The organism is Methylobacterium sp. J-001, from assembly GCF_022829565.1.
Taxonomy (GTDB): Bacteria; Pseudomonadota; Alphaproteobacteria; order Rhizobiales; family Beijerinckiaceae; genus Methylobacterium.
In genome coordinates, this window is sequence record NZ_JAKSYN010000200.1 from 126,240 (window position 1) to 144,880 (window position 18,641).

The 18,641-nt window shown below is 68.4% G+C and carries 21 protein-coding genes; 10 read left to right on the top strand and 11 right to left on the bottom strand.

Features of this window, described 5'->3' with window-relative positions; translation table 11 throughout:
• Window positions 1-48: 48 nt before the first annotated feature.
• Both MKK65_RS24925 and MKK65_RS24930 read left to right on the top strand, forming a co-directional pair.
• The gene (locus tag MKK65_RS24925; protein ID WP_243960669.1) at window positions 49-2,235 is read left to right on the top strand and encodes a primosomal protein N'; all 2,187 of its coding nucleotides are present in this window, start codon (window positions 49-51) and stop codon (window positions 2,233-2,235) included.
• A gap of 77 nt (window positions 2,236-2,312) precedes the next feature.
• Entirely contained in the window at window positions 2,313-2,675 is a 363-nt protein-coding gene (locus tag MKK65_RS24930; protein WP_243960671.1) for an STAS/SEC14 domain-containing protein, read from the top strand.
• A 6-nt stretch (window positions 2,676-2,681) separates the two neighbouring features.
• Here the strand turns inward: MKK65_RS24930 and MKK65_RS24935 are convergent, their stop codons facing one another.
• From MKK65_RS24935 to MKK65_RS24960, 6 genes are all read right to left on the bottom strand, one after another.
• Window positions 2,682-3,071 carry a hypothetical protein gene (locus MKK65_RS24935; protein ID WP_243960673.1) on the bottom strand — a complete coding sequence of 130 codons (390 nt, stop codon included), beginning with the start codon at window positions 3,069-3,071 and terminating at the stop codon, window positions 2,682-2,684.
• Between the two features lie 572 nt (window positions 3,072-3,643).
• Window positions 3,644-3,850 (bottom strand): Trm112 family protein, encoded by a 207-nt coding sequence (locus MKK65_RS24940; protein WP_058192998.1) that lies wholly within the window; start codon window positions 3,848-3,850, stop codon window positions 3,644-3,646.
• A gap of 12 nt (window positions 3,851-3,862) precedes the next feature.
• Entirely contained in the window at window positions 3,863-4,528 is a 666-nt protein-coding gene (locus tag MKK65_RS24945; protein WP_243960675.1) for an LON peptidase substrate-binding domain-containing protein, read from the bottom strand.
• Between the two features lie 73 nt (window positions 4,529-4,601).
• Window positions 4,602-5,516 (bottom strand): thioredoxin, encoded by a 915-nt coding sequence (trxA, locus tag MKK65_RS24950; RefSeq protein ID WP_243960677.1) that lies wholly within the window; start codon window positions 5,514-5,516, stop codon window positions 4,602-4,604.
• A gap of 72 nt (window positions 5,517-5,588) precedes the next feature.
• Window positions 5,589-6,056, bottom strand: a complete 468-nt coding sequence (locus MKK65_RS24955) for a hypothetical protein (RefSeq protein WP_243960679.1) — start codon at window positions 6,054-6,056, stop codon at window positions 5,589-5,591.
• Between the two features lie 91 nt (window positions 6,057-6,147).
• Window positions 6,148-7,122, bottom strand: coding sequence for a glutathione S-transferase family protein (locus MKK65_RS24960; RefSeq protein ID WP_243960681.1), 975 nt, complete (start codon window positions 7,120-7,122; stop codon window positions 6,148-6,150).
• A 237-nt stretch (window positions 7,123-7,359) separates the two neighbouring features.
• Here MKK65_RS24960 and MKK65_RS24965 point away from each other — a divergent pair, with 237 nt between their 5' ends.
• Window positions 7,360-7,584 carry a hypothetical protein gene (locus MKK65_RS24965; protein ID WP_058192993.1) on the top strand — a complete coding sequence of 75 codons (225 nt, stop codon included), beginning with the start codon at window positions 7,360-7,362 and terminating at the stop codon, window positions 7,582-7,584.
• Here the strand turns inward: MKK65_RS24965 and MKK65_RS24970 are convergent.
• Entirely contained in the window at window positions 7,578-8,519 is a 942-nt protein-coding gene (locus MKK65_RS24970) for an alginate O-acetyltransferase AlgX-related protein (RefSeq protein ID WP_243960682.1), read from the bottom strand. The genes MKK65_RS24965 and MKK65_RS24970 overlap by 7 nt on opposite strands.
• A 173-nt stretch (window positions 8,520-8,692) precedes the next feature.
• Here MKK65_RS24970 and MKK65_RS24975 point away from each other — a divergent pair, with 173 nt between their 5' ends.
• The 5 genes from MKK65_RS24975 (at window position 8,693) to MKK65_RS24995 (ending at window position 13,025) form a co-directional block, all read left to right on the top strand.
• Window positions 8,693-9,817, top strand: a complete 1,125-nt coding sequence (locus tag MKK65_RS24975) for a radical SAM protein (RefSeq protein ID WP_409565495.1) — start codon at window positions 8,693-8,695, stop codon at window positions 9,815-9,817.
• Between the two features lie 27 nt (window positions 9,818-9,844).
• Entirely contained in the window at window positions 9,845-10,363 is a 519-nt protein-coding gene (locus MKK65_RS24980) for a 2'-5' RNA ligase family protein (RefSeq protein ID WP_243961001.1), read from the top strand.
• Between the two features lie 31 nt (window positions 10,364-10,394).
• Window positions 10,395-11,153 carry a phosphatase PAP2 family protein gene (locus tag MKK65_RS24985; RefSeq protein ID WP_243960684.1) on the top strand — a complete coding sequence of 253 codons (759 nt, stop codon included), beginning with the start codon at window positions 10,395-10,397 and terminating at the stop codon, window positions 11,151-11,153.
• Window positions 11,154-11,229: 76 nt separating this feature from the next.
• A complete protein-coding gene (locus MKK65_RS24990; RefSeq protein ID WP_243960686.1) occupies window positions 11,230-11,634 on the top strand; it encodes a PilZ domain-containing protein in 405 nt (134 codons plus the stop codon).
• 83 nt (window positions 11,635-11,717) lie between these two features.
• Entirely contained in the window at window positions 11,718-13,025 is a 1,308-nt protein-coding gene (locus MKK65_RS24995) for a Gfo/Idh/MocA family protein (protein WP_243960688.1), read from the top strand.
• A 6-nt stretch (window positions 13,026-13,031) separates the two neighbouring features.
• Here MKK65_RS24995 and flgH read toward each other — a convergent pair whose 3' ends face one another.
• The 4 genes from flgH to flgF are packed head-to-tail and all read right to left on the bottom strand — an operon-like array spanning window position 13,032 to window position 16,553.
• Window positions 13,032-13,781: a flagellar basal body L-ring protein FlgH gene (flgH, locus tag MKK65_RS25000; RefSeq protein WP_058192988.1), complete on the bottom strand. Its 750-nt coding sequence runs from the start codon at window positions 13,779-13,781 to the stop codon at window positions 13,032-13,034.
• Between the two features lie 33 nt (window positions 13,782-13,814).
• On the bottom strand, window positions 13,815-14,972 hold the full coding sequence (flgA, locus tag MKK65_RS25005; RefSeq protein WP_243960690.1) for a flagellar basal body P-ring formation chaperone FlgA: 1,158 nt from the start codon (window positions 14,970-14,972) through the stop codon (window positions 13,815-13,817).
• Window positions 14,973-15,006: 34 nt separating this feature from the next.
• On the bottom strand, window positions 15,007-15,798 hold the full coding sequence (gene flgG, locus MKK65_RS25010; protein ID WP_007564701.1) for a flagellar basal-body rod protein FlgG: 792 nt from the start codon (window positions 15,796-15,798) through the stop codon (window positions 15,007-15,009).
• A gap of 14 nt (window positions 15,799-15,812) precedes the next feature.
• Window positions 15,813-16,553 carry a flagellar basal-body rod protein FlgF gene (gene flgF / locus MKK65_RS25015; protein ID WP_058192986.1) on the bottom strand — a complete coding sequence of 247 codons (741 nt, stop codon included), beginning with the start codon at window positions 16,551-16,553 and terminating at the stop codon, window positions 15,813-15,815.
• A gap of 257 nt (window positions 16,554-16,810) precedes the next feature.
• Between flgF and fliL the strand changes: the two genes are divergently transcribed.
• Window positions 16,811-17,365: a flagellar basal body-associated protein FliL gene (fliL, locus tag MKK65_RS25020; protein ID WP_243960692.1), complete on the top strand. Its 555-nt coding sequence runs from the start codon at window positions 16,811-16,813 to the stop codon at window positions 17,363-17,365.
• Between the two features lie 55 nt (window positions 17,366-17,420).
• The gene (fliM, locus tag MKK65_RS25025; RefSeq protein ID WP_058192984.1) at window positions 17,421-18,635 is read left to right on the top strand and encodes a flagellar motor switch protein FliM; all 1,215 of its coding nucleotides are present in this window, start codon (window positions 17,421-17,423) and stop codon (window positions 18,633-18,635) included.
• Window positions 18,636-18,641 lie beyond the last annotated feature (6 nt).

Sequence of the window (18,641 nt, forward strand, 5' to 3'; positions counted from 1 at the left end):
CCGGCCCTGTGGTACGGACCCGGAACGGACCCGCCCGATACGCCCCGCATGCCCTTTGTCGCCGAGATCCTGATCCCGCTGGCGCTCGATGCGCCCTACAGCTACGTCGTGCCCGGCACCCTTGAGCTGGCGGTCGGCGACGTGGTGCAGGTCCCGCTCGGGCCCCGGGAGATCGTGGGCGTGGTCTGGGGCCTGGCCGAGACGCCGGGCGGCTCGAACCTGCGCCCGATCACCGGCCGCCTGCCCTACGCGCCGCTCTCCGAGCCCTTGCGCAGCCTGGTCGACTGGATCGCCCGCTACACTCTCGCGCCGAAGGGGTCGGCGCTCGCCATGGTGCTGCGCCTGCCCGACGAGGCCGCCGCCGCCGAGACCGCCCGGGTGGCGGTGCGCCTCACCGACAAGCAGCCGACCCGGCCGACCGCGGCGCGAGCCAAGGTCCTGGCGGTCGCAGTGGACCGCGAACTGCGCGGCAAGAGCGCGCTCGCCAAGGAGGCCGGGGTTTCACTCTCGGTGGTGGACGGCCTGATCGACGACGGCGTTCTAGAGACCGTTGCGGTCGAGGCCCAGCCGGTCGCCCCGCCTCCCGATCCTGACTTCCCGCGCACGCCGCTCTCTCCGGCCCAGGCCGACGCGGTGACCGAACTGGTCGAGGCATTCCCCTGGCAGCATCCCAAGCCCGAGGCGGCCGACAACCGGCCGGTCCTGCTCGAGGGCGTCACCGGCTCAGGCAAGACCGAGGTTTATTTCGAGGCCGTGGCGGCCTGCATCCGGGCCGGGCGGCAGGCGCTGATCCTGATGCCCGAGATCGCCCTGACGGCTCAGTTCCTCGACCGCTTCGCCCAGCGTTTCGGGGTCCGGCCGGCGGCCTGGCATTCCGGCATCGGCGGTAAGCGGCGGGAGCGCCTGCGGGCAGCCGTCGCGGCCGGCGAGGCTCTGGTGGTGGTCGGCGCCCGCTCGGCGCTGTTCCTACCGTTTGCTCGCCTGGGCCTGATCGTGGTCGATGAGGAGCACGAGGCCGCCTACAAGCAGGAGGACGGCGTCCATTACCACGCCCGCGACATGGCGGTGGTGCGCGGACGCCTGGAGGGCTGCCCGGTGGTCCTGGCCTCGGCGACGCCCTCTATCGAGACCCGGGTTAACGCCGCGCGCGGCCGCTATCGCCACGTCCTGCTGCCGGAGCGCTTCGGCGGCCGGCGTCTGCCCGACATCGCCGCCATCGACATGCGCAAGGACCAGCCCGAGCGCGGCCGCTTCCTCAGCCCCCCGCTGGTCAACGCCGTGAAGGCCACCCTGGAGCGTGGCGAGCAGGCGCTGCTGTTCCTCAACCGCCGGGGCTACGCGCCACTCACCCTGTGCCGGGCCTGCGGGCACCGCTACCAGTGCAAGAACTGCTCGACCTGGCTCGTGGAGCACCGGTTCCGGCGGGCGCTCGTCTGCCACCAATGCGGCTACACCGAACGGCGGCCCGACGCCTGTACCGAGTGCGGCACCTTCGACAACCTCACGGCCTGCGGCCCCGGGGTCGAGCGGATCGCCGAGGAGGCCGCCGGGCTGTTTCCCGACCGCCGCATCGTCGTCCTGTCGAGCGACTTTCCAGGTGGCGCCGACCGTCTGCGGCAGGAGCTGGAGGCTGTGGCGGCCGGCGAGTGCGATCTCGTGATCGGCACGCAGCTGGTGGCCAAGGGCCACAACTTCCCAGGCCTGACCCTGGTCGGGGTGCTGGACGCCGATATCGGCCTGACCTCGGGCGATCCCCGGGCGGCGGAGCGCACCTTCCAGCTGCTCCAGCAGGTCACCGGCCGGGCCGGGCGGGGCGACAAGCCAGGGCGGGCGCTGGTTCAGACCTACCAGCCTGAGCACCCGGTGATCGCCTCGCTGCTGTCCGGGGATGCCGAGCGCTTCTACCAGGAGGAGATCCAGGCCCGCGAGGCGGCGGGCCTGCCGCCGTTCGGGAGGCTTGCCGCACTGATCGTCTCGGCCGCCGAGCGGGAGGTCGCGGAGGCCCATGGCCAGGCACTCGCCCGCGCCGCCGACCCGCCCGAGGGCGTGATGGTGCTCGGGCCGGCTGAGGCGCCGCTCGCCCTGGTCCGGGGCCGCTACCGGTTCCGGCTCTTGGTGAAGACCGAGCGCAATATCGACATGCAGACCTATTTACGGGCCTGGATTGCCCGCGGGCCGAAGGTGCGCGGCAACGTCAAGGTCGCGATCGATGTCGACCCGCAGAGCTTTTTGTAAGACACTGCGGACACGGGCGGCGGACCCGCTTCCGGATGCCGGAGGCGGGACGCGTGCGGTACCCGGAGGAGCGATCAGTGCTGACCTATACCAAGACGCCGGATTCGAACGTCGCCGAGATCGTGGTCGACGGCAAGATCTCCGACGAGGAGATGAACACCGCGATGAACGCCATGAAGGCGGATCTCGACAAGGGCGGCAAGATCAAGCTGCTTGAGGACATCCGCGCTTTCGAAGGCATGGAGCCGGCGGCCTTCTTCAAGGACCCGCGCTTCGGCATTTCGATGATGAAGAGCGTCAGCCATGTCGCCCTGGTGACGGATGCACCCTGGCTGAAGGCGTTGGCCGAGACCTTCAACTTCGTCTCGCCCACACAGATCAAGGTGTTCGAGCGCGCGCGTCTCGCCGAAGCGCGGACCTGGCTCGCCGGAGCCGCCTGAGCGCGATCAGTCAGTCTGCGCGGTACGGTCATCCCGGCGCCGCGCGGTCCAGCGGCCGGAGCACAGGGACGCGACCGTCCAGGTGCCCGAGCCGGTCCCGGCCTGAAGCCGGCCGGTCCCGGTGCCGCTCGCCGTCCCATTGGTGACGGCGAGCCCGACGCTCCCGTCAGCGCCGACATGGCCGCTCACCCGCGCGCCCGCACTGCCCGAGACGAGTTGCACCTGACCCTCACGGATCGCCAGCGCGTAAGAATAGCGGGCGCTGCACAGGCCGCTTTCCGTCACCAACTCCACCGACCATGTCCCGTTGTTCGCCCCCGGCTCAGCCTGGGCTGGGAGGGAGACCATGGAGGACAGGCCGGCGGCGAGAGCCGTGGCGGCGACCAGCTTGATCATGCAGGATTCTCTTTCAGCAAAGCACGCGCCGCCCGTCATGGCGCGCTGGGTCACACTCGTCGATGGAGGATGACTCGATGCTGAATGCGAGAAGCGGCGAGAGTATGACCGCGTGGTTTCTGAGGTGAGATCAGGATCTGCGGGCGGATGGGACGGAAATAGCCACGCTGCGTTTTGCGATTGCTTGTCGGTATTCGCGGAGCGGGCGGGTGTCCGTTCGAAGTTCGTGTTTGGATCTTCAATGAATGGGTACAGGGGCGCAACACATGCGCCTCTTCCTCCCCCGTAGAAGCTATGATGTTCACACATCGCTGCCGGATGGTGGCCAAGGCCAACCCCAGGCGCGTCTCCCTCCCACCTCTGCGGCGGAGAGTGGGCCGGCCGTTAGGCCGGGTCGGGACGAAGTCCCGCGAGAGGGGAACCCGGGTTCAGGATGGGGCGCGACCAGCATAACGGGCGACGTTCTGTTCCGCACCGTCGCCCCCCTCTCCCGATCCCCTTCGGGGGCCACCCTCCCCCGCAGAGGGGGGAGGGAGACGCGCGTCATCGTTGGATCGGGCTTTTTGCGGCCCTCAATCCGTCAGCGGGCGTGCCTCTTCCGGCAGCATGATCGGGATGCCGTCGCGGATCGGGTAGGCGAGCTTGGCGGAACGGCTGATCAGCTCCTGTCGGGCGGAGTCGTATTCCAGCGTGCCCTTGGTCAGCGGGCAGACCAGGATTTCCAGGAGCTTGGGGTCCACGCGCGTCGCCTCGACGGCGGTTGTGAGAGCGTTGGTCATTGGTCGTGCAGCCTATTGCATCGTCGGCTCGGGGCCGGAGCCGCGAACCAGTTCCATCTGCGTGACCGCGATCAGGATCTCCGCCCGGGTCTTGAGGTCGGGGGCCTCCAGCATCGCCTGCTTCTCGCGGACGCCGAACGGGCTCATCATGCAGAGGGCGTTGACCAGTGCCTCGTCGGGCGCCTCGTCGATCCCGGCCCAGTCCACTTTCAGGTCGTTCGAGTCCACGAAGTCGCGCAGCGCCTTGAGGACGCCGTCGCGGTCGACCTGTTCCTCGCCCGCCCGCGGCTCGAAGTCCACCGCGAAGTCGTCGTAGGAGACGTGACAACGGCGGTAGGTACTGGTCGAGACCAATTCGCTCTCCAGCCGGAACCGGCTGATGCCGGTCAGCGAAACCAGGTAGCGGCCGTCACCGGTCTCGGCATATTGCGTGATCCGTCCGGCGCAACCGACCCGGAAGAGCTTCGGATTGGCCGCGCCCGAGCCTTCGGGATCGGGCTGGATCATCCCGATGATCCGGTCCGTGCGCATCGCGTCGTCGATCATCGACAGGTAGCGCGGCTCGAAAATGTTGAGGGGCATCTGACCGCGCGGCAGCAGCAGTGCGCCGGGCAGCGGAAAGACCGGGATGACGGCGGGGCAATCCGCCGGGCCCTTGTAGCTCGCGTGGGTGCTCATGGCGCTTCCCCGATGGACCCGAAGCCGGACCGAAAGCTGGGGCGGACGATCCGTCCCAGTGCGCGTCGACGCGTCACGAAAACAGGATTGCCGAGAGCTTGCGCCGTCCCCGGATCGTATCGGGATCCATCACGCCCCAGGCCTCGAAGAACTGCAGCAGCTGCTTGCGCGCGGCGTCCTCGTTCCAGTCCTTGTCGCGCTTGCGCAGCTCGATCAGGTGATCGACTGCCTGACCCCGCTCGCCCGCGGCGGCGAGGCCCAGGGCGAGGTCGAACCGCGCCTGATGCGCGTCCGGGTTGGCTTCAATCTCCCGCTGGAAACCCGCAAGATCGCCCAGCGAGGCCGCCTGCTCGGCGAGTTCGAGGGCAGCGCGGATGCCGGCGAGCGCCGGATCGGCGGCCTTCGCCTCCGGGACCATCGCCAGCACACGTTTGGCGTTCTCGATCTCGCCGGCGTCGAGCTGCATTTTCGCCAGGCCGGCGAGCGCCGTCACGTTGTCGGGCTGCTGTTCCAGCACGGCCGCGTAGATCTCGGAGGCGCCCGCGAGGTCGCCCTCCTCAATCAGGGCGGCGGCGTCGGCGAGCGCCAGCTCGACCGGATCCTGAGCGGGGCCGGCGACGCGGTCGATCAACTCCTTGATCTGGCTCTCCGGCACCGCGCCCATGAAGCCGTCGACTGGCTGGCCCTTCTGGAAGACGATCACGGCGGGGATCGACTGAATGCCGAGCTGGCCGGCGATCGAGGGATGATCGTCGATGTTCATCTTGACCAGGGCAACTGCGCCCTTGGCCGCCTTGACCACCTTCTCCAGGACCGGCGTGAGCTGCTTGCAGGGGCCGCACCACGGCGCCCAGAAATCGACCAGGACAGGCCGATGCATCGACTCAGCTATGACATCCTGCCGGAAGCCTGCGGTCGTCGTATCCTTGATCAGGGCAGCGGTATCGCCGGCCGGGGCAGCGCCGCCGGCGAGGGTGTCATTCAGCATTGGCCTGGCTTCGGAACTTTTTTCGTGGAGCGCCTTAGATGGGGCTTCGGACGCGCTCTGACCAGCCCAAACTCAGCGAGCCGGCGTCCCAGGAACTGCCTTCTCCGCAGCCTTCGCGGCGGTGACGAAAGTCCCTGCATAGGCATGGCCGTCCGAAGTGCTCGCCTCGCAGGTGATCGCAGTGCGGCCCGGCTCCGGTGTGGAGAACCGACAGGCTCCGATCGCCAGGGTCGGGGCGCCATCCTTGCCGACCATCACGAGGTTGATCGGCTGCAGCGGGTCGGTCTCCTCGGTGGCCTCCTGCTGGGCACCGTTGCCGCTGAAGCTCAGCGCCTGGCCGTCCGCCGCGGAGAAGTCGAAGCTCGTGCGGTTGCGGCTCACCGCGTTGACCAGCACGTTGCTGCAGGACGCGCTGAGGTCGCGTCCGTCGACGACCAGTTTCTCGCAGGCCCCCTCCAGCTTGAGCGCCGCCTGGGCCTGCGCCGCGCTCGGCAGGCTGAGAAGGGTGCAGAGCAGCGCAAGGCGCAGGCGTATGGTCATGGTGGGCCGGGTCTCCTCCGTTTGCCGTCGAACTAGGCTCGGGCGGCTTCCTGTCGAGCCGGGCGTGCCTATTCGTCCGGGACGTCGAGCGCTAGCCGAAGCGGAGGGCCCTGTCGTTCGGAGCGGAGAAGTCCAGATCCGGTCCCAACGGCACGATCCCGGTCGGATTGATGGTCGGGTGGCTCTCGTAATAGTGGCGCTTGATGTGGGTGAGGTTCACGGTCGGGGCGACGCCGGGAAGCGCATAGAGGTCGCGCAGATAATTCGACAGGTTCGGATAATCGGCGATCCGGCGCCGGTTGCACTTGAAGTGCCCGACATAGACTGCATCGAACCGCACCAGCGTTGTAAATAGCCGGATATCGGCTTCGGTCAGCCTGTCGCCGCAGAGATAGCGACCGCGATCGAGGCGTTCCTCCAGGGCGTCGAGCTCGGCGAACAGCGCCTCGAACGCGGCCGCGTAGGCCTCCTGCGCGGTGGCGAAGCCGGCTTTGTAGACGCCGTTGTTCACCCGGTCGTAGACCCGCGCGTTGATCGAATCGATCTCGGCGCGCAGGTCCTCCGGGTAGAGTTCCGGCCCTGTCCCCCCGAAGGCGCCGTTCAGCATCCGCAGGATGTCGGCGGATTCGTTCGACACGATGGTGGCGCGGTGCCGGTCCCACAGAACCGGCACCGTGACTCGGCCGGTATAGGTCGGGTCGGCTGCCCGGTAGACGTCGTAGAGGCGGCTCGCCTGATGGATCGGGTCTGCCGTCGCCCCCGGCGTGTCGCCGAACACCCATCCTTCTGAGCCCATATACGGATCGACCACCGAGACGGTGATCGCCTCCTCCAGGCCTTTCAGAACGCGACCGATCAAGGTGCGGTGGGCCCAGGGGCAGGCCAGTGAGACATAGAGGTGGTAGCGCCCTGGCTCGGCTTTGTAGCCGCCCTCCCCCGAGGGGCCCGGCGCGCCGTCCGCAGTCACCCAGTTGCGGAAGGACGAAGCCTTCCGCTCGAACCGACCGCCGGTCGAGGCAGTGTCGTACCACTGGTCGCGCCAGACGCCGTCGACGAGGAGGCCCATGGTCGTATCCTGTTGCAAATGGCGATTGAGGCCAGATGGGAGGCTAGCGCCGCGGGGAAAGGGCCATGCGTGGGACGATCAATCCCTGGTGCGCTGCGCTCAAGAGCCCCGTGCAACGCTGGTTTGCGCGGCCCCTTCTATTGCGGTGCAGCATAATCAGCCATCTAGGCGACCCCCGCCTGCCGGTGCGTACTCGCGAAGGCTTTGGCCCGGCGGGAGACTGGATGGAGCTGGAAGATGTCGTTCGCGCTGGTGCCCGTCGCAGAGGCGGCCCTGTTCACCCTGGGGTGCCTGATCATCCACACCCTCCGGCGGCACGCGGACCTCGTCACAGCGACGCTGGCCTGCGTGGCGACGCTACTCCTCCTGATGATCGGCATCGCTTGCGCGCCGGAATCCTTCGCCAAGTACCAGGCTGCGAGCGTGACCGAGTTCGCGCGCCTGGATCCAGCGATCTACTGAGCGGGAGCAGCTTTCATCTGCGCCACGCGCCCGCTGGTTCCGCGCTGGCCCGCCACCGCCACGTCGAAATCGTCCTTCGGGAGCCGGGCCAGGAAGCGCTCGGCGATCTCGAACAGCAGGATGTCGGGACGCACGCGCTCGATGTAGTGCCAATCCAGGCTCGCTGACCAGACGAAGTGGACCTCGCGAAAGCTCTCGGCCAGCAGCCCGGTCAGCAGGAACGGGTCGAAATGCGCGCAGGAATCGCCGAATAGGACGAGGCGCCTTGGATCAGCGCCGTCCGTCTCGTTCCGGTAAACGACATGGGCGCCGACATGCGCCTCCCGGTCACGCCCCTGCGCCTCGTAGGCGGCGAGCATCGAGCCGACCTCGACCCGTTTCGCGTCGCGCTGCAGCATGAGCCGATCCAGCTGCTCCCGTGGCCGCTCCCGGAGCTTCTCGCCGAGATCCATGATCGCCTCTGAGACGATCTGTGGCCGCGCCCCGATATCGGCCGGCGGGATCGCCCCGAGGGCACGCATGATTTCGCGATAGGCCAAGAGGCAACCCTGGATGGTCCAGTGCGTGTCGGTCCGCAGATACAGCGGCGTCGGGCCGTCGCGACCCGCGCGGAGGGGCGCGAGGAGATCGAGATAAGCCGGGTGCCGGGCGAGGCGCCGGGCGAGGCGCCGGGTCGAGGCCTTGGCCGGGGCGTAGCGCAGCCCCTCGACCTTGTTATCGTAGACGGACAGCTTCTCCGGCACGATCACGTGCAGGCAGCGGATCCCGAGGCTTTCGGCGCGGCGCGCCCGGGCTTCGATCAGCCGCGTCCAGCCGCGCAGGAGCAGCCAGTGCCGCAGCCCGCCCCGGTAGCGGTCCATGACGCGGTTGCTGCCGCCGATGAGGAACAGCCATCCGTTGCGGCCGACATGTACGCTCTCCCTGCCTGCAGCCATGGCGGTGCTTTAGATCTGTTCCGGATCCGCTTGCAATCGGGAACGGCTCCGAGCTGCGGGCGTCGGACGCTCGCCTGAGCTGAACCAGCCCCGCGACGGCGGCGAGCGCTTCGGCCGCACCGCACCCGGACACTTGGGGCGGACCCGACGCGGAGGGCCTGCGTTCGACAAGCATGTCGTCGTCCCCAGCCCTGATGCCCGCCCTGCCGACCGAACGCCCCGATTCGGAACGGCCCCGTCCGGGTCGGCTGTGGCATCCCCGCCGGGTTCTGGTGACCCCGGCCGCGCTGGATTTCGCGCATGGGCGGGCTATGGTGGCGCGCGCCGAGGCGATGGGGCTACCGGTGGAGCGGCTTTCGGCCAACCGCCTCACCGGCCTGCGCGACGCCGATCCGCGCCGGGCCTACATTGCCGCCAAGGCGACCCTCGCCATCACGGTGGCGCCGCCGACCAAGCTCAGGCTCCAGCCGATTCCGCCCTCGGCCGACTGGCGCTTCGACCTGGCGGAAGGATGCCCGGCCCACTGCCAGTATTGCTACCTCGCCGGTTCGCTCCAGGGTCCTCCGGTCACCCGCGCCTACGCCAATCTCGACGCGATCCTGGACAACCTTGCCGCCTATGCCGGCCAGGGCGCCGTGACCTCGGCTTCGGTCGAGCGTGCGCATGAAGGCACGACCTTCGAGGCCTCTTGCTACACCGACCCGCTGGGGATCGAGCACCTCACCGGCTCCCTCTCGGCAGCGATCCGGCATTTCGGCGCCTGGGACGCGCCTGTGCAACTGCGCTTCACCACGAAGTTCGCCGCCGTCGCGCCGCTCCTTGACCTGCCGCACAACCGGCGCACGCGCATCCGCTTCTCGGTCAACGCCCGGCCGGCCGCCCGTTACGAGGGCGGCACGGATCCGCTCGACGCGCGTCTCTCTGCGATGGGAGCGATGGCGCGGGCCGGATATCCGGTGGGGCTGACCATCGCGCCGATCATTCCGGTTGCCGGTTGGGAGGCCGCCTATGCCGGCCTGATCCGCGACGCCGCCGACGCGCTCGCCGGGATCCCCGATCTGGACCTCACCGCAGAGCTCATCACCCATCGGTTCACGCCGATCTCGAAGACGGTCTTGCGTGCCTGGTATCCCGGCTCGGACCTGCCCCTGGACGAAGCTGACCGCGTCGAGAAGCGCACCAAGTTCGGTACGGTAAAACATGTCTTCCCGAAGCCGTTGATGCAGGCAATGCGCACGCATCTCGCGGATTGCCTGGCCCGCGATCTGCCGGCTGCGCGGGTGCTGTACTGGACCTGAGTGGGTTCAGGCGCCATGTCGCCCTGCATGCATGACGCGGCCCCCCTGATCCTGACCCTCGCTTTCGACGAGCCGACCTTCGCCCGCTTCGATGGCGAGCGGCGGCGCCACTTTCCCGAGGCGCTGAACTTCATCCCGGCCCACGCGACCCTGTTCCACCATCTGCCGGGGGATCGGGAGCGCGGCGTGATCGAAGCCGTGACGACCCTGGCCCGCACGGTGCCGGCCCCGGAGGTCGCCGTCACGGGCTTGCGCTTCACAGGGCGGGGTGTCGCCTACGTCCTGGATTCCTCTTCGCTGTCGAACTTCCGGGCTCGGCTCGCCAAGACCTTCGAGCCCTTCCTCACCCCGCAGGATCAGCAGGGCTGGCGCCCCCACGTGACGGTGCAGAACAAGGTTGCCCCCGACAAGGCGCGTGCGCTCCACGCCGATTTGGCCACCGGGTTCACGCCGTTCCACTTCACGGCGCCGGCTACCCGGCTGTGGCGCTATCTGGGCGGCCCCTGGGAGGCCGTCGCTACGCTGACCTTCGGGGAGAATGCCTGATGGTTCTCACGCTGACTGGGGAGAGAGCGCCATGAGGGCGCCGGGTGGCTTGCAGCACAATCCGCTCACCGGGCGGGCAATGGCCGTCTGGCTGCGCCTGCGGTTGAACGAAGTCGGTCCGTTGGTCGCCCTCCTGGGCGTCAGCATCCTCAGCTACGGCTTTTTCTATCTCGCTCACGAGGTCGGCGAGGGCTCGACCGCCGCGCTCGACCGCAAGATCCTGCTCGCCCTGCGCAACCCGGCCGATCTCTCCGACCCGATCGGGCCGCCCTGGCTCGAGGAGACGATGCGCGACATCACCGGGCTCGGCAGCGTCTTCACAGTGCTGTTCCTGACCTGCGCGGTGGCGGCCTACCTGGCGGTGTCCGGGAGGCGTCGGATTGGCGTATTCGTACTCGCCGCGGTGGGCGGCGGCGAACTGGTTTCGACGGTGCTGAAGCTCTTCTACCAACGACCGCGGCCGGATCTCGTGCCCCACGGTATGGAGGTGTTCACCGCGAGCTTCCCCAGCGGCCATGCCACGATGTCGGCGATTGCCTACCTGACCCTGGCGACGCTGGTCGCCCGGATCGACCGCAACCGGCGCGCGAAGGCTCTGGTGCTCGGACTTGGTGTTGGCCTCACCCTGCTGGTCGGGCTCAGCAGAATCTATCTCGGCGTGCACTGGCCGAGCGACGTGGTGGCCGGTTGGTGCATCGGTGCGGCCTGGGCCTCTCTGTGCTGGTTCGTCGCCCTCCAGCTCCAGCGTCGCGGCGAAGTCGAGGCACCGGATCCGCCGCCCCCAGCCTGACCACTCGATTAAGGTAAACCGAAGGTTAAGGTGGACCTAACAGCACCATCTAGGCTCGAATGAGGTTGTCGAGCGATTGATCGAAGCGACCTATAGCCTGAGGACAGCGATCGTGACCGAGCGTCGTCAAACCGCCCGCCGCCGCGTCTGTTTCGGCGGACGTGTCCGGGTCGCCGCCTTTCTGCCGGAAATCGATTGCGTGGTGCGCGACGTCTCGCTCGGTGGTGCGAAACTCGGTGTCCCGCCCACGGCCACGCTACCGGACTGCTTCGATCTATTCATACCCTCTCGCAATGAGATCCGGCGGGCCTTCGTGGCTTGGCGGACCGCCACCGTGATCGGCATCGGTTTCGAGGCGACGCGGGCGGCAAACACGCCGGAAGCGATCGTCCGCCGGCTCGCCGATCGCGAAGCCGAAGTCACGCGTCTGCGCGCCGCGCTTCTTGGTGGAAACGACCGGATGCTGGACTGCGTTCACTGAGGGGACAGGAGCGATATCGGACGCTCGCCCGACGGCGTGGCGATTCGGCGCCGTGACCCGGATTCAGCGGAACGGCGAGGCTCATGGCGGACGACATCCGACTCTCACGACGCAATCTCTTGGCGGCCGGGGGCGCATTGGCCGGTGCCAGCCTCGGCGGCGCGGCCCAGGTGGCCCAGGCGGCCCAGCCCGGTCCCGCGGTTCCGGCTGATACCGGCGCGGTCCAAGGCGGGCGCGTGATGTTTCCGAACTGGCGAGGTCAGGCCGATCGCCCGCCGGCGCCAAGCCCGGCGCCCCAGCCCCCGGGTCAGCGCATCGGCTACTGCGTGGTCGGCCTCGGGCGTCTGAGCCTCGACGAGATCCTTCCGGCGTTCGGAGCAGCCAAGCGTTCGCGTCTCGCCGCGGTGATGTCGGGCACCCCCGACAAGGCCAGGCTCGTAGCTCGGCAATACGGCCTGCCGGATGATGCCGTCTACGGCTACGACGAGTGGGATCGGCTCAAGGCCAATCCCGCAGTCCAGGCGGTTTACATCGTGACGCCCAACAGCGTGCACCGGGAGAACGTCCTGGCCGCGGCGGCAGGTGGCAAGCAGGTGCTGTGCGAGAAGCCGATGGCGGTGGCGTCGCAGGAGTGTCGCGACATGATCGCGGCCTGTGACCAGGCCAACGTCAAGCTGATGATTGCCTATCGCTGTCAGTACGAGCCGCACAACCGCGCGGTGATCAAGCTCGCCCGCTCGGGCGAGTTCGGGCGCCCGCGGATGATCCAGGCCTTTAACGGCCAGACCACCGGGCTGCCGGAGCAGTGGCGGCTCAAGAAGGCGCTCGCGGGCGGCGGCTCCCTGCCGGATATCGGGCTCTACTGCCTCAACACAACCCGGGCGGTCCTCGGCGAGGAGCCGGACCTGATCCAGGCCCAGATCCATTCGCCGCCCGACGATCCGAAGTTCCGCGAGGTCGAGGAGACGGTGAGCTTCACGATGCACTTCCCGTCCGGCGTGATCGCGCAATGCCTGTCGAGCTACGGCGTCTACGAGGCGCGCAGCCTGACGCTGCACACCGGCAACGCCGCGGTCGATCTGCAGAACGCCTTCGCGTACGAGGGCCAGCGCCTGTTCATCTCCCACCGCGACGGCAAGTCCGTCGCCCGCGACGAGAAGGTTCTGAGCCCGAAGAACCAGTTCGCCCTTGAGATGGACCATTTCTCCCGGTGCATCCAGGAGAACCTGCGCCCCCGCACCCCCGGCGAGGAGGGGCTGCAGGACCAGGTACTGATGGAGGCGATCTACGAATCCGCCCGCACCGGCACACCGGTGAAGGTCGGCCCTCCGGCTGGTGCTGCCTCCGGTCTCGATGTGACTCGTGGACCGGAGCCGGAGGAGCCGAACTGACGCACCTCAGAACGGCAGCAGGATATCCACGATCTGCTGGCCGTAACGGGGTTGCTGCACGTCGGTGATCTGGCCGCGGCCGCCATAGGCGATCCGGGCCTGGGCGATCTTGGTCGAGTCGATGGTGTTGTCGGATTCGATATCCTCTGGCCGGACGACGCCGGCCACCACCATCTCGCGGACCTCGAAGTTCACCCGGATCTCCTGCTTGCCCTCGACCACGAGGTTGCCGTTGGGCAGGACCTGGGTGACCACCGCGGCGACATTGGTCGTCACGGTCTCGGCGCGCTGAACAGAGCCGGCGCCGTCATTGGCGGTCGCCGAGGTCGCGGCCAGCAGAGCCGTGCTGCCGACACCGAAGGATTTGCCCAGCGCGTTGTTCTCCAACCCAAGCGCATTCGGCAGGCCGAAGCTCTCTGTATTGGCCCGGGACCGTTTGGTCTCGTTGCTGATGTTGGCTTGATCGGTGACGTTGACCTTCACGGTCAGGAGATCGCCGAGCCGGGCGGCCCGCTGGTCCTTGAAGAATGCTCGGGAGCCGGTGCGCCAAAGCGAGTTCGGTGCGTAGGAGACCGGCTGCACGTCGGGCATCGGCATCCGGACCGGCTTGTAGCCGGGCTGGGTCGTGGGATCCTCGATCGCCGACAGGGCCGGGGTCGCGCCGACCTGGGACAGCCGGTCGGCGGTGTTGCAGGCGCCCAGCGCGCCGGCGATGAGCGCGGCAACGAGCGGGTTCAGGACAAGGCGACTGGCCATCGGGGAAACTCGTTGACGCATCGATAAGGGCGATCAGCGCAGGGACGCCGTCGCCTGGACTTGCGGGGTGCCGGCGCTCTGCTGGGCCACCGGGCCGGGACCGACCGAGACCCGGCCCGGTCCGATCACGGTGGCCTGGAGGACCTTCTTCGAGGCGACGTTCACGACGTTGACGACGGCGCCCATACGGCCAGCTTCGTTGGCGAGGCCGCGCATCGACAGGCTGACGCTGGCGGTCTCGTACACGATGGTCACGCTCTCGCCCCGGGCGACGAGCTCCGGCAGGGCGGTGTCGGAAACCCGCAGCACCGTGCCGGCCGGGAGCGGGTGCTGGGCGACTTCGCCCACGACCGTGGCGCCGCCGAGCTGCGCGTCGCTCGCGACCGCCTCGCGGGGGCGGCGCTCGACGACCAGGTCGCCTTCGCGCACCGGGTCGCCGCGGTTGAGCGCCCGGGTCAGCACCGCAACCTCACGCAGCTCGATCACGACGCCCGAGACCCGCAGCGAGGCCTGCCGCTCGCCCAGGCTCACGAGGCCCGAGACCCGGCGCGAGCGCGGATCGTAGGTCAGGTCGAGGGCGGTGGCCTGACCGGCGAGGTCGATGGGCGCCAGCAGGGTCGGGCCGTCGCCGTCGAAGCGAACAGCGACGCTGCTTGGATCGAGGCCGTAGCCGGATTCCAGGCCGCGCTTGAGTGCCGCCTCCAGATCCGGCGGCCCCAGGCGCCGGGCGGCGCGCTGCACGGCGATCTGCATCCGGCCCCCGGTTTCCAGTCCGGTAATGCCCAGGGCGGCGGCCGCATCGGCGATGCGGCGAGTCTGGATCGTCCCGGTGGCGCCCAAAGCCGGCGAGCGGAACAGAGGTCGGGCGGCCAGCGAGTCGGGTGCGCCCTCGATGAGGTCGGCCAGGGCCAGAACATCGCCCCGTGCCGTCACGTCGCCGCGCAGCCGCGGCTGGGCCTTCTGCGTCTGGGCCTGCTGCGCACCGGGCTCGGCCATGGCGGGGATCGCCAGCGCGCCGATGGCCGCGAAGGTCATGAAAGCGAGCGCCGCGCGCAGCAGCACCGCGGCGCCGGGGGCGGCCACCCGCGGGCGGGCTCGTCGGACGATCGGGCTGAGATCGCTCTCGTCCGCCGCCGTGCTGACAAGGGGCAGATCGGCGAAGGCCGTGTCGGGATGGAGGCCAGCATACATGAGCGGAGACCTGAAATGATGGCAGGACGCGCGGTCAGCTGCGGAACATCTGCGAGGTGGTGGAGAGCATCTGATCGGCGGCGGTCACGACCTTCGAGTTCATCTCGTAGGCACGTTGGGCGGCGATCAGGGACGAGATCTCGGTGACGGCGTTGACGTTCGCCTCTTCCAAATAACTCTGCTGAAGGTTACCGAACCCTTCCGCTCCCGGCAGGCCGCTGATCGCCGGCCCCGAGGCCGCGGTCTCGATGAACAGGTTGTCGCCGATCGATTCGAGGCCGACCTTGTTGACGAAGCGCGACAGCTGGAACTGCCCGAGCGCCTGCGGCGCGGTCTGCCCGGGCAGCGTCGCCTGGACGGCACCGGTGGCGCTGATCGTCACCGCGGTCGCGGTCTGCGGCACGGTGATCGCCGGATCGAGCAGGTATCCGTCGCGGGTGACAAGCTGGCCCGTGGCCGACAGGTCGAAGGAGCCGTCTCGGGAATAGGCGGTCCGGCCGTCCGGCAGCGTGACCCGGAAGAAGCCCTCCCCGCGGACCGCGACGTCGTAATCCTTCTCGGTCGAGCTCAGCGTGCCCTGCGACATGACGCGGGCGGTCGAGGTGGTCTTCACGCCCGAGCCGAGCGCGAGGCCGGCGGGGAGCTGGGTGTTCTGCTCGGACGTCGAGGAGCCGGCCCGGCGCAGGTTCTGGTAGAGCAGATCCTGGAAGTGGACCTGCTGGCGCTTGTAGCCGGTGGTGCGCAGGTTCGCGATGTTGTTGGAGATGACCTGGACGTTCAGTTCCTGTGCCGCCATCCCGGTGGCGGCTGAGTAGAGGGCGCGCATCGGTCGAGCCCTCCTTACGCGACGTCGGCGAGGCGGCGGATCGCCGTGCCTCGCAGGTCGTCGAGGCGGCTGATCATGCTCGACACCATGGCGTAGGAGCGGTTCACGTCCATCAGCCGGGTCATCTCGATGACGGGCCGCACGTTCGAGCGCTCGAGCGCACCGGATTCCACGCGGCCCTCGAGCCCGGCCGGGCGCGCGGGCTCCGGGGAGGCGTAGAGGTTGCCGCCCTCGTTGGTGAGCCGCTGCGGGTTGGCGAAGGTGACGAGCTTGATCTTGCCGCGGATGCCGAGATTGGTCGACACGGTGCCGTCGGTCCCGATCGTCAGGCCGGTCTCCTGCGGGTTGATGGTGATCGGCCCGCCGTCGCCCGCCACCTTGTAGCCGTCGCTGGTCACGAGGGCGCCGGTCGGGTCGACCTCGAAGGCGCCGTTGCGGGTGTAGCGCTCGCCCTGGGGCGACTGGACCGCGATGAACGCCGAGCCCTTGACGGCGACGTTGAGCGGGTTGCCGGTCTGCTCGATCGGACCCTGCCCCAGATCCAGGGTGGTGCCCTGGTCGATGACGTAGGAGAGGCGCCGGTCGGGCCGGGCGAACGAATCCGCGCTCGCCACTGGCATCAGGTATTCCTGGAAGCGCGTGCTCCGGCCTTTGAAGCCGCTGGTCGATACGTTCGCCATGTTGTTGGAGATCACGTCCAGCTCGCGCTGGAGCGCCATCTGGCTCGACACGCCGACGAAGAGGGCATTCTGCATCGTGGACTCTGACACTCGCGTGCCGCGGTGGCGGCAACGATCCATTCAGCATCCGCTGTGCCAACGGCGAGGACCTAGATTTTTCTTTCAATTGTAATGGGTTGGGTGCGGGTCCGGTAACGCCGTCGACAGGCTGGAGCTGCGTGGCGGCAATCCTGGCCCGGCAGGATTTGCCCGCTTAACGACACGTTAACCGTAATGCTTCGATATCCGAGCATACCCGGCACGCGGATATCCGCGATAGAGCATTATTTCCCATGGCCAAGAAGCCCAAGAAGGCCGCCGAAGACGGCGAGGCCGGTGCCGACGCCGCCCCCAAGGGCAAGAAGAAGCTCGTGATCATCGGAGCCGCCGCCGCCCTGCTGGTGGTCGGCGGTGGCGGCGCCTTCATGATGATGGGCCAAGGCGGTAACGCCGAAGGCAAGGAGGCGGCCGCCGGGGGCGGTCACGGTGGCGGGCATGGGGACGCCGCCAAGGGCGTCGGTCCCGACGGCAAGAGGCCGATCGTGTTCGTTGAGCTGCGCGAGATGCTGCTGAACTTAAGTCCCGACATGCCGCAGGAGAAGGCGAAGTACGCCAAGCTGCGGCTCGCCCTGGAGCTCAAGGATGCCGGGGTCGAGGACGAGGTGAAGCCCCTGATGCCGCGCATCGAGGACACCCTTCAGGTCTACATGCGCGAGCTGCGCGTGAGCGACCTCACCGGCTCGGTCGGCCTCTACCGGCTGCGCGAGGAGCTGCTGCGGCGGGTCAACGTCGCCGTCTACCCCGCCAAGGTCGAGGCGGTGCTGTTCAAGGACGTGATCGTCCAGTGATCCACCGGATGACCCTGACGGTCTTCAAGAGCCAGGCCAAGAGCGGACGCGCCTGATGGAACCCGAGGACGAGCTCCCCGAAGACGATTGGTCGGCCGCCCTCCTGGAACAGGGCGCCGAGGGCGGCGACACGTCGCTTGCCGAGGAATGGGGCGCGGCGCTCGCTGAGCAGGGCACCACGCGCAACGCCGGAGACGTCGCCGCCGAATGGGCGACGATGATCGAGGACGGGGAGAGCGACAACCTCCCCGAACTCGCCGGCAACGACCGCGTGCTGAACCAGGACGAGATCGACGGCGTCCTCGGCTTCTCCATGCGCGAACTCTCGGCCTCAGGGGCCGGGGGCGTTCAGGCCATCGTCGATTCGGGCGTCGTCCAGTACGAACGCCTGCCGATGCTGGAGATCGTCTTCGACCGGATGATCCGGTTGCTGTCGACCTCCCTGCGCAACCTGTTCCAGGACAACGTCGAGGTGACGCTGGACAACATCACCTCGGTCCGGTTCGGCGACTATCTCAACGCGATCCCGCTGCCGACCCTGCTGGGCGTGTTCCGGGCCGAGCAATGGGAGAATTCGGGCCTCGTCACGGTCGATTCGAACCTCGCCTACGCGACCTTCGATCTGCTGCTCGGGGGTAAGCGCGGCGGCTCGTCGAGCCGCCTCGACGGTCGGCCGTTCACGTCGATCGAGATGACGCTGGTGCGCCGCCTCGTCGAGATCATTTTGGGCGACCTGGAGCAGTCGTTTCAGCCGCTCTCACCCGTGACCTTCGGCATCGACCGGATCGAGACCAACCCCCGCTTCGCCACCATCACCCGGCCGGGCAACGCCGCGATCCTGATCAGCCTGCGCCTCGACGTCGATGGGCGCGGCGGCATGCTGCAGATCCTGTTTCCCTACGCGACCATCGAGCCGATCCGGGAACTGCTGACCCAGAGCTTCATGGGTGAGAAGCTCGGCCGCGACCATGTCTGGGAGGGGCACCTCGCTACCGAAATCTGGCAGGCCGACGTCACCATGGAGGCGGTGCTCCACGAGATGATGCTGCCGCTCAAGCAGGTGATGCGTCTCAAGGTCGGCGACACCCTGATGTTCGACGCCAAGCCCTCGGACCTGATCGCGGTGCGCTGCGGCGACTGGGCCCTGACCCAGGGGCGGATCGGCCAGGTCGACGGCAATATCGCCGTTCAGGTTACGCGGCCCCTGCGCCGATCGCGCACGACCATCCAGGCCTACGAGGCCTCAATGAACAGTCATTCCGATGTTTAGCGCGCG

Excerpts from the sequence above, each read along its gene's own strand:
- MKK65_RS24925 (WP_243960669.1), top strand. The coding sequence starts at position 49 with ATGCCCTTTGTCGCCGAGATCCTGATCCCGCTGGCGCTCGATGCGCCC.
- MKK65_RS24935 (WP_243960673.1), bottom strand. The coding sequence starts at position 3,071 with ATGATCAAGCTGGTCGCCGCCACGGCTCTCGCCGCCGGCCTGTCCTCC.
- MKK65_RS24940 (WP_058192998.1), bottom strand. The coding sequence starts at position 3,850 with ATGACCAACGCTCTCACAACCGCCGTCGAGGCGACGCGCGTGGACCCC.
- MKK65_RS24945 (WP_243960675.1), bottom strand. The coding sequence starts at position 4,528 with ATGAGCACCCACGCGAGCTACAAGGGCCCGGCGGATTGCCCCGCCGTC.
- trxA (WP_243960677.1), bottom strand. The coding sequence starts at position 5,516 with ATGCTGAATGACACCCTCGCCGGCGGCGCTGCCCCGGCCGGCGATACC.
- MKK65_RS24955 (WP_243960679.1), bottom strand. The coding sequence starts at position 6,056 with ATGACCATACGCCTGCGCCTTGCGCTGCTCTGCACCCTTCTCAGCCTG.
- MKK65_RS24960 (WP_243960681.1), bottom strand. The coding sequence starts at position 7,122 with ATGGGCCTCCTCGTCGACGGCGTCTGGCGCGACCAGTGGTACGACACT.
- MKK65_RS24965 (WP_058192993.1), top strand. The coding sequence starts at position 7,360 with ATGTCGTTCGCGCTGGTGCCCGTCGCAGAGGCGGCCCTGTTCACCCTG.
- MKK65_RS24970 (WP_243960682.1), bottom strand. The coding sequence starts at position 8,519 with ATGGCTGCAGGCAGGGAGAGCGTACATGTCGGCCGCAACGGATGGCTG.
- MKK65_RS24975 (WP_409565495.1), top strand. The coding sequence starts at position 8,693 with ATGTCGTCGTCCCCAGCCCTGATGCCCGCCCTGCCGACCGAACGCCCC.
- MKK65_RS24980 (WP_243961001.1), top strand. The coding sequence starts at position 9,845 with ATGCATGACGCGGCCCCCCTGATCCTGACCCTCGCTTTCGACGAGCCG.
- MKK65_RS24985 (WP_243960684.1), top strand. The coding sequence starts at position 10,395 with ATGAGGGCGCCGGGTGGCTTGCAGCACAATCCGCTCACCGGGCGGGCA.
- MKK65_RS24995 (WP_243960688.1), top strand. The coding sequence starts at position 11,718 with ATGGCGGACGACATCCGACTCTCACGACGCAATCTCTTGGCGGCCGGG.
- flgH (WP_058192988.1), bottom strand. The coding sequence starts at position 13,781 with ATGGCCAGTCGCCTTGTCCTGAACCCGCTCGTTGCCGCGCTCATCGCC.
- flgA (WP_243960690.1), bottom strand. The coding sequence starts at position 14,972 with ATGTATGCTGGCCTCCATCCCGACACGGCCTTCGCCGATCTGCCCCTT.
- flgG (WP_007564701.1), bottom strand. The coding sequence starts at position 15,798 with ATGCGCGCCCTCTACTCAGCCGCCACCGGGATGGCGGCACAGGAACTG.
- flgF (WP_058192986.1), bottom strand. The coding sequence starts at position 16,553 with ATGCAGAATGCCCTCTTCGTCGGCGTGTCGAGCCAGATGGCGCTCCAG.
- fliL (WP_243960692.1), top strand. The coding sequence starts at position 16,811 with ATGGCCAAGAAGCCCAAGAAGGCCGCCGAAGACGGCGAGGCCGGTGCC.
- fliM (WP_058192984.1), top strand. The coding sequence starts at position 17,421 with ATGGAACCCGAGGACGAGCTCCCCGAAGACGATTGGTCGGCCGCCCTC.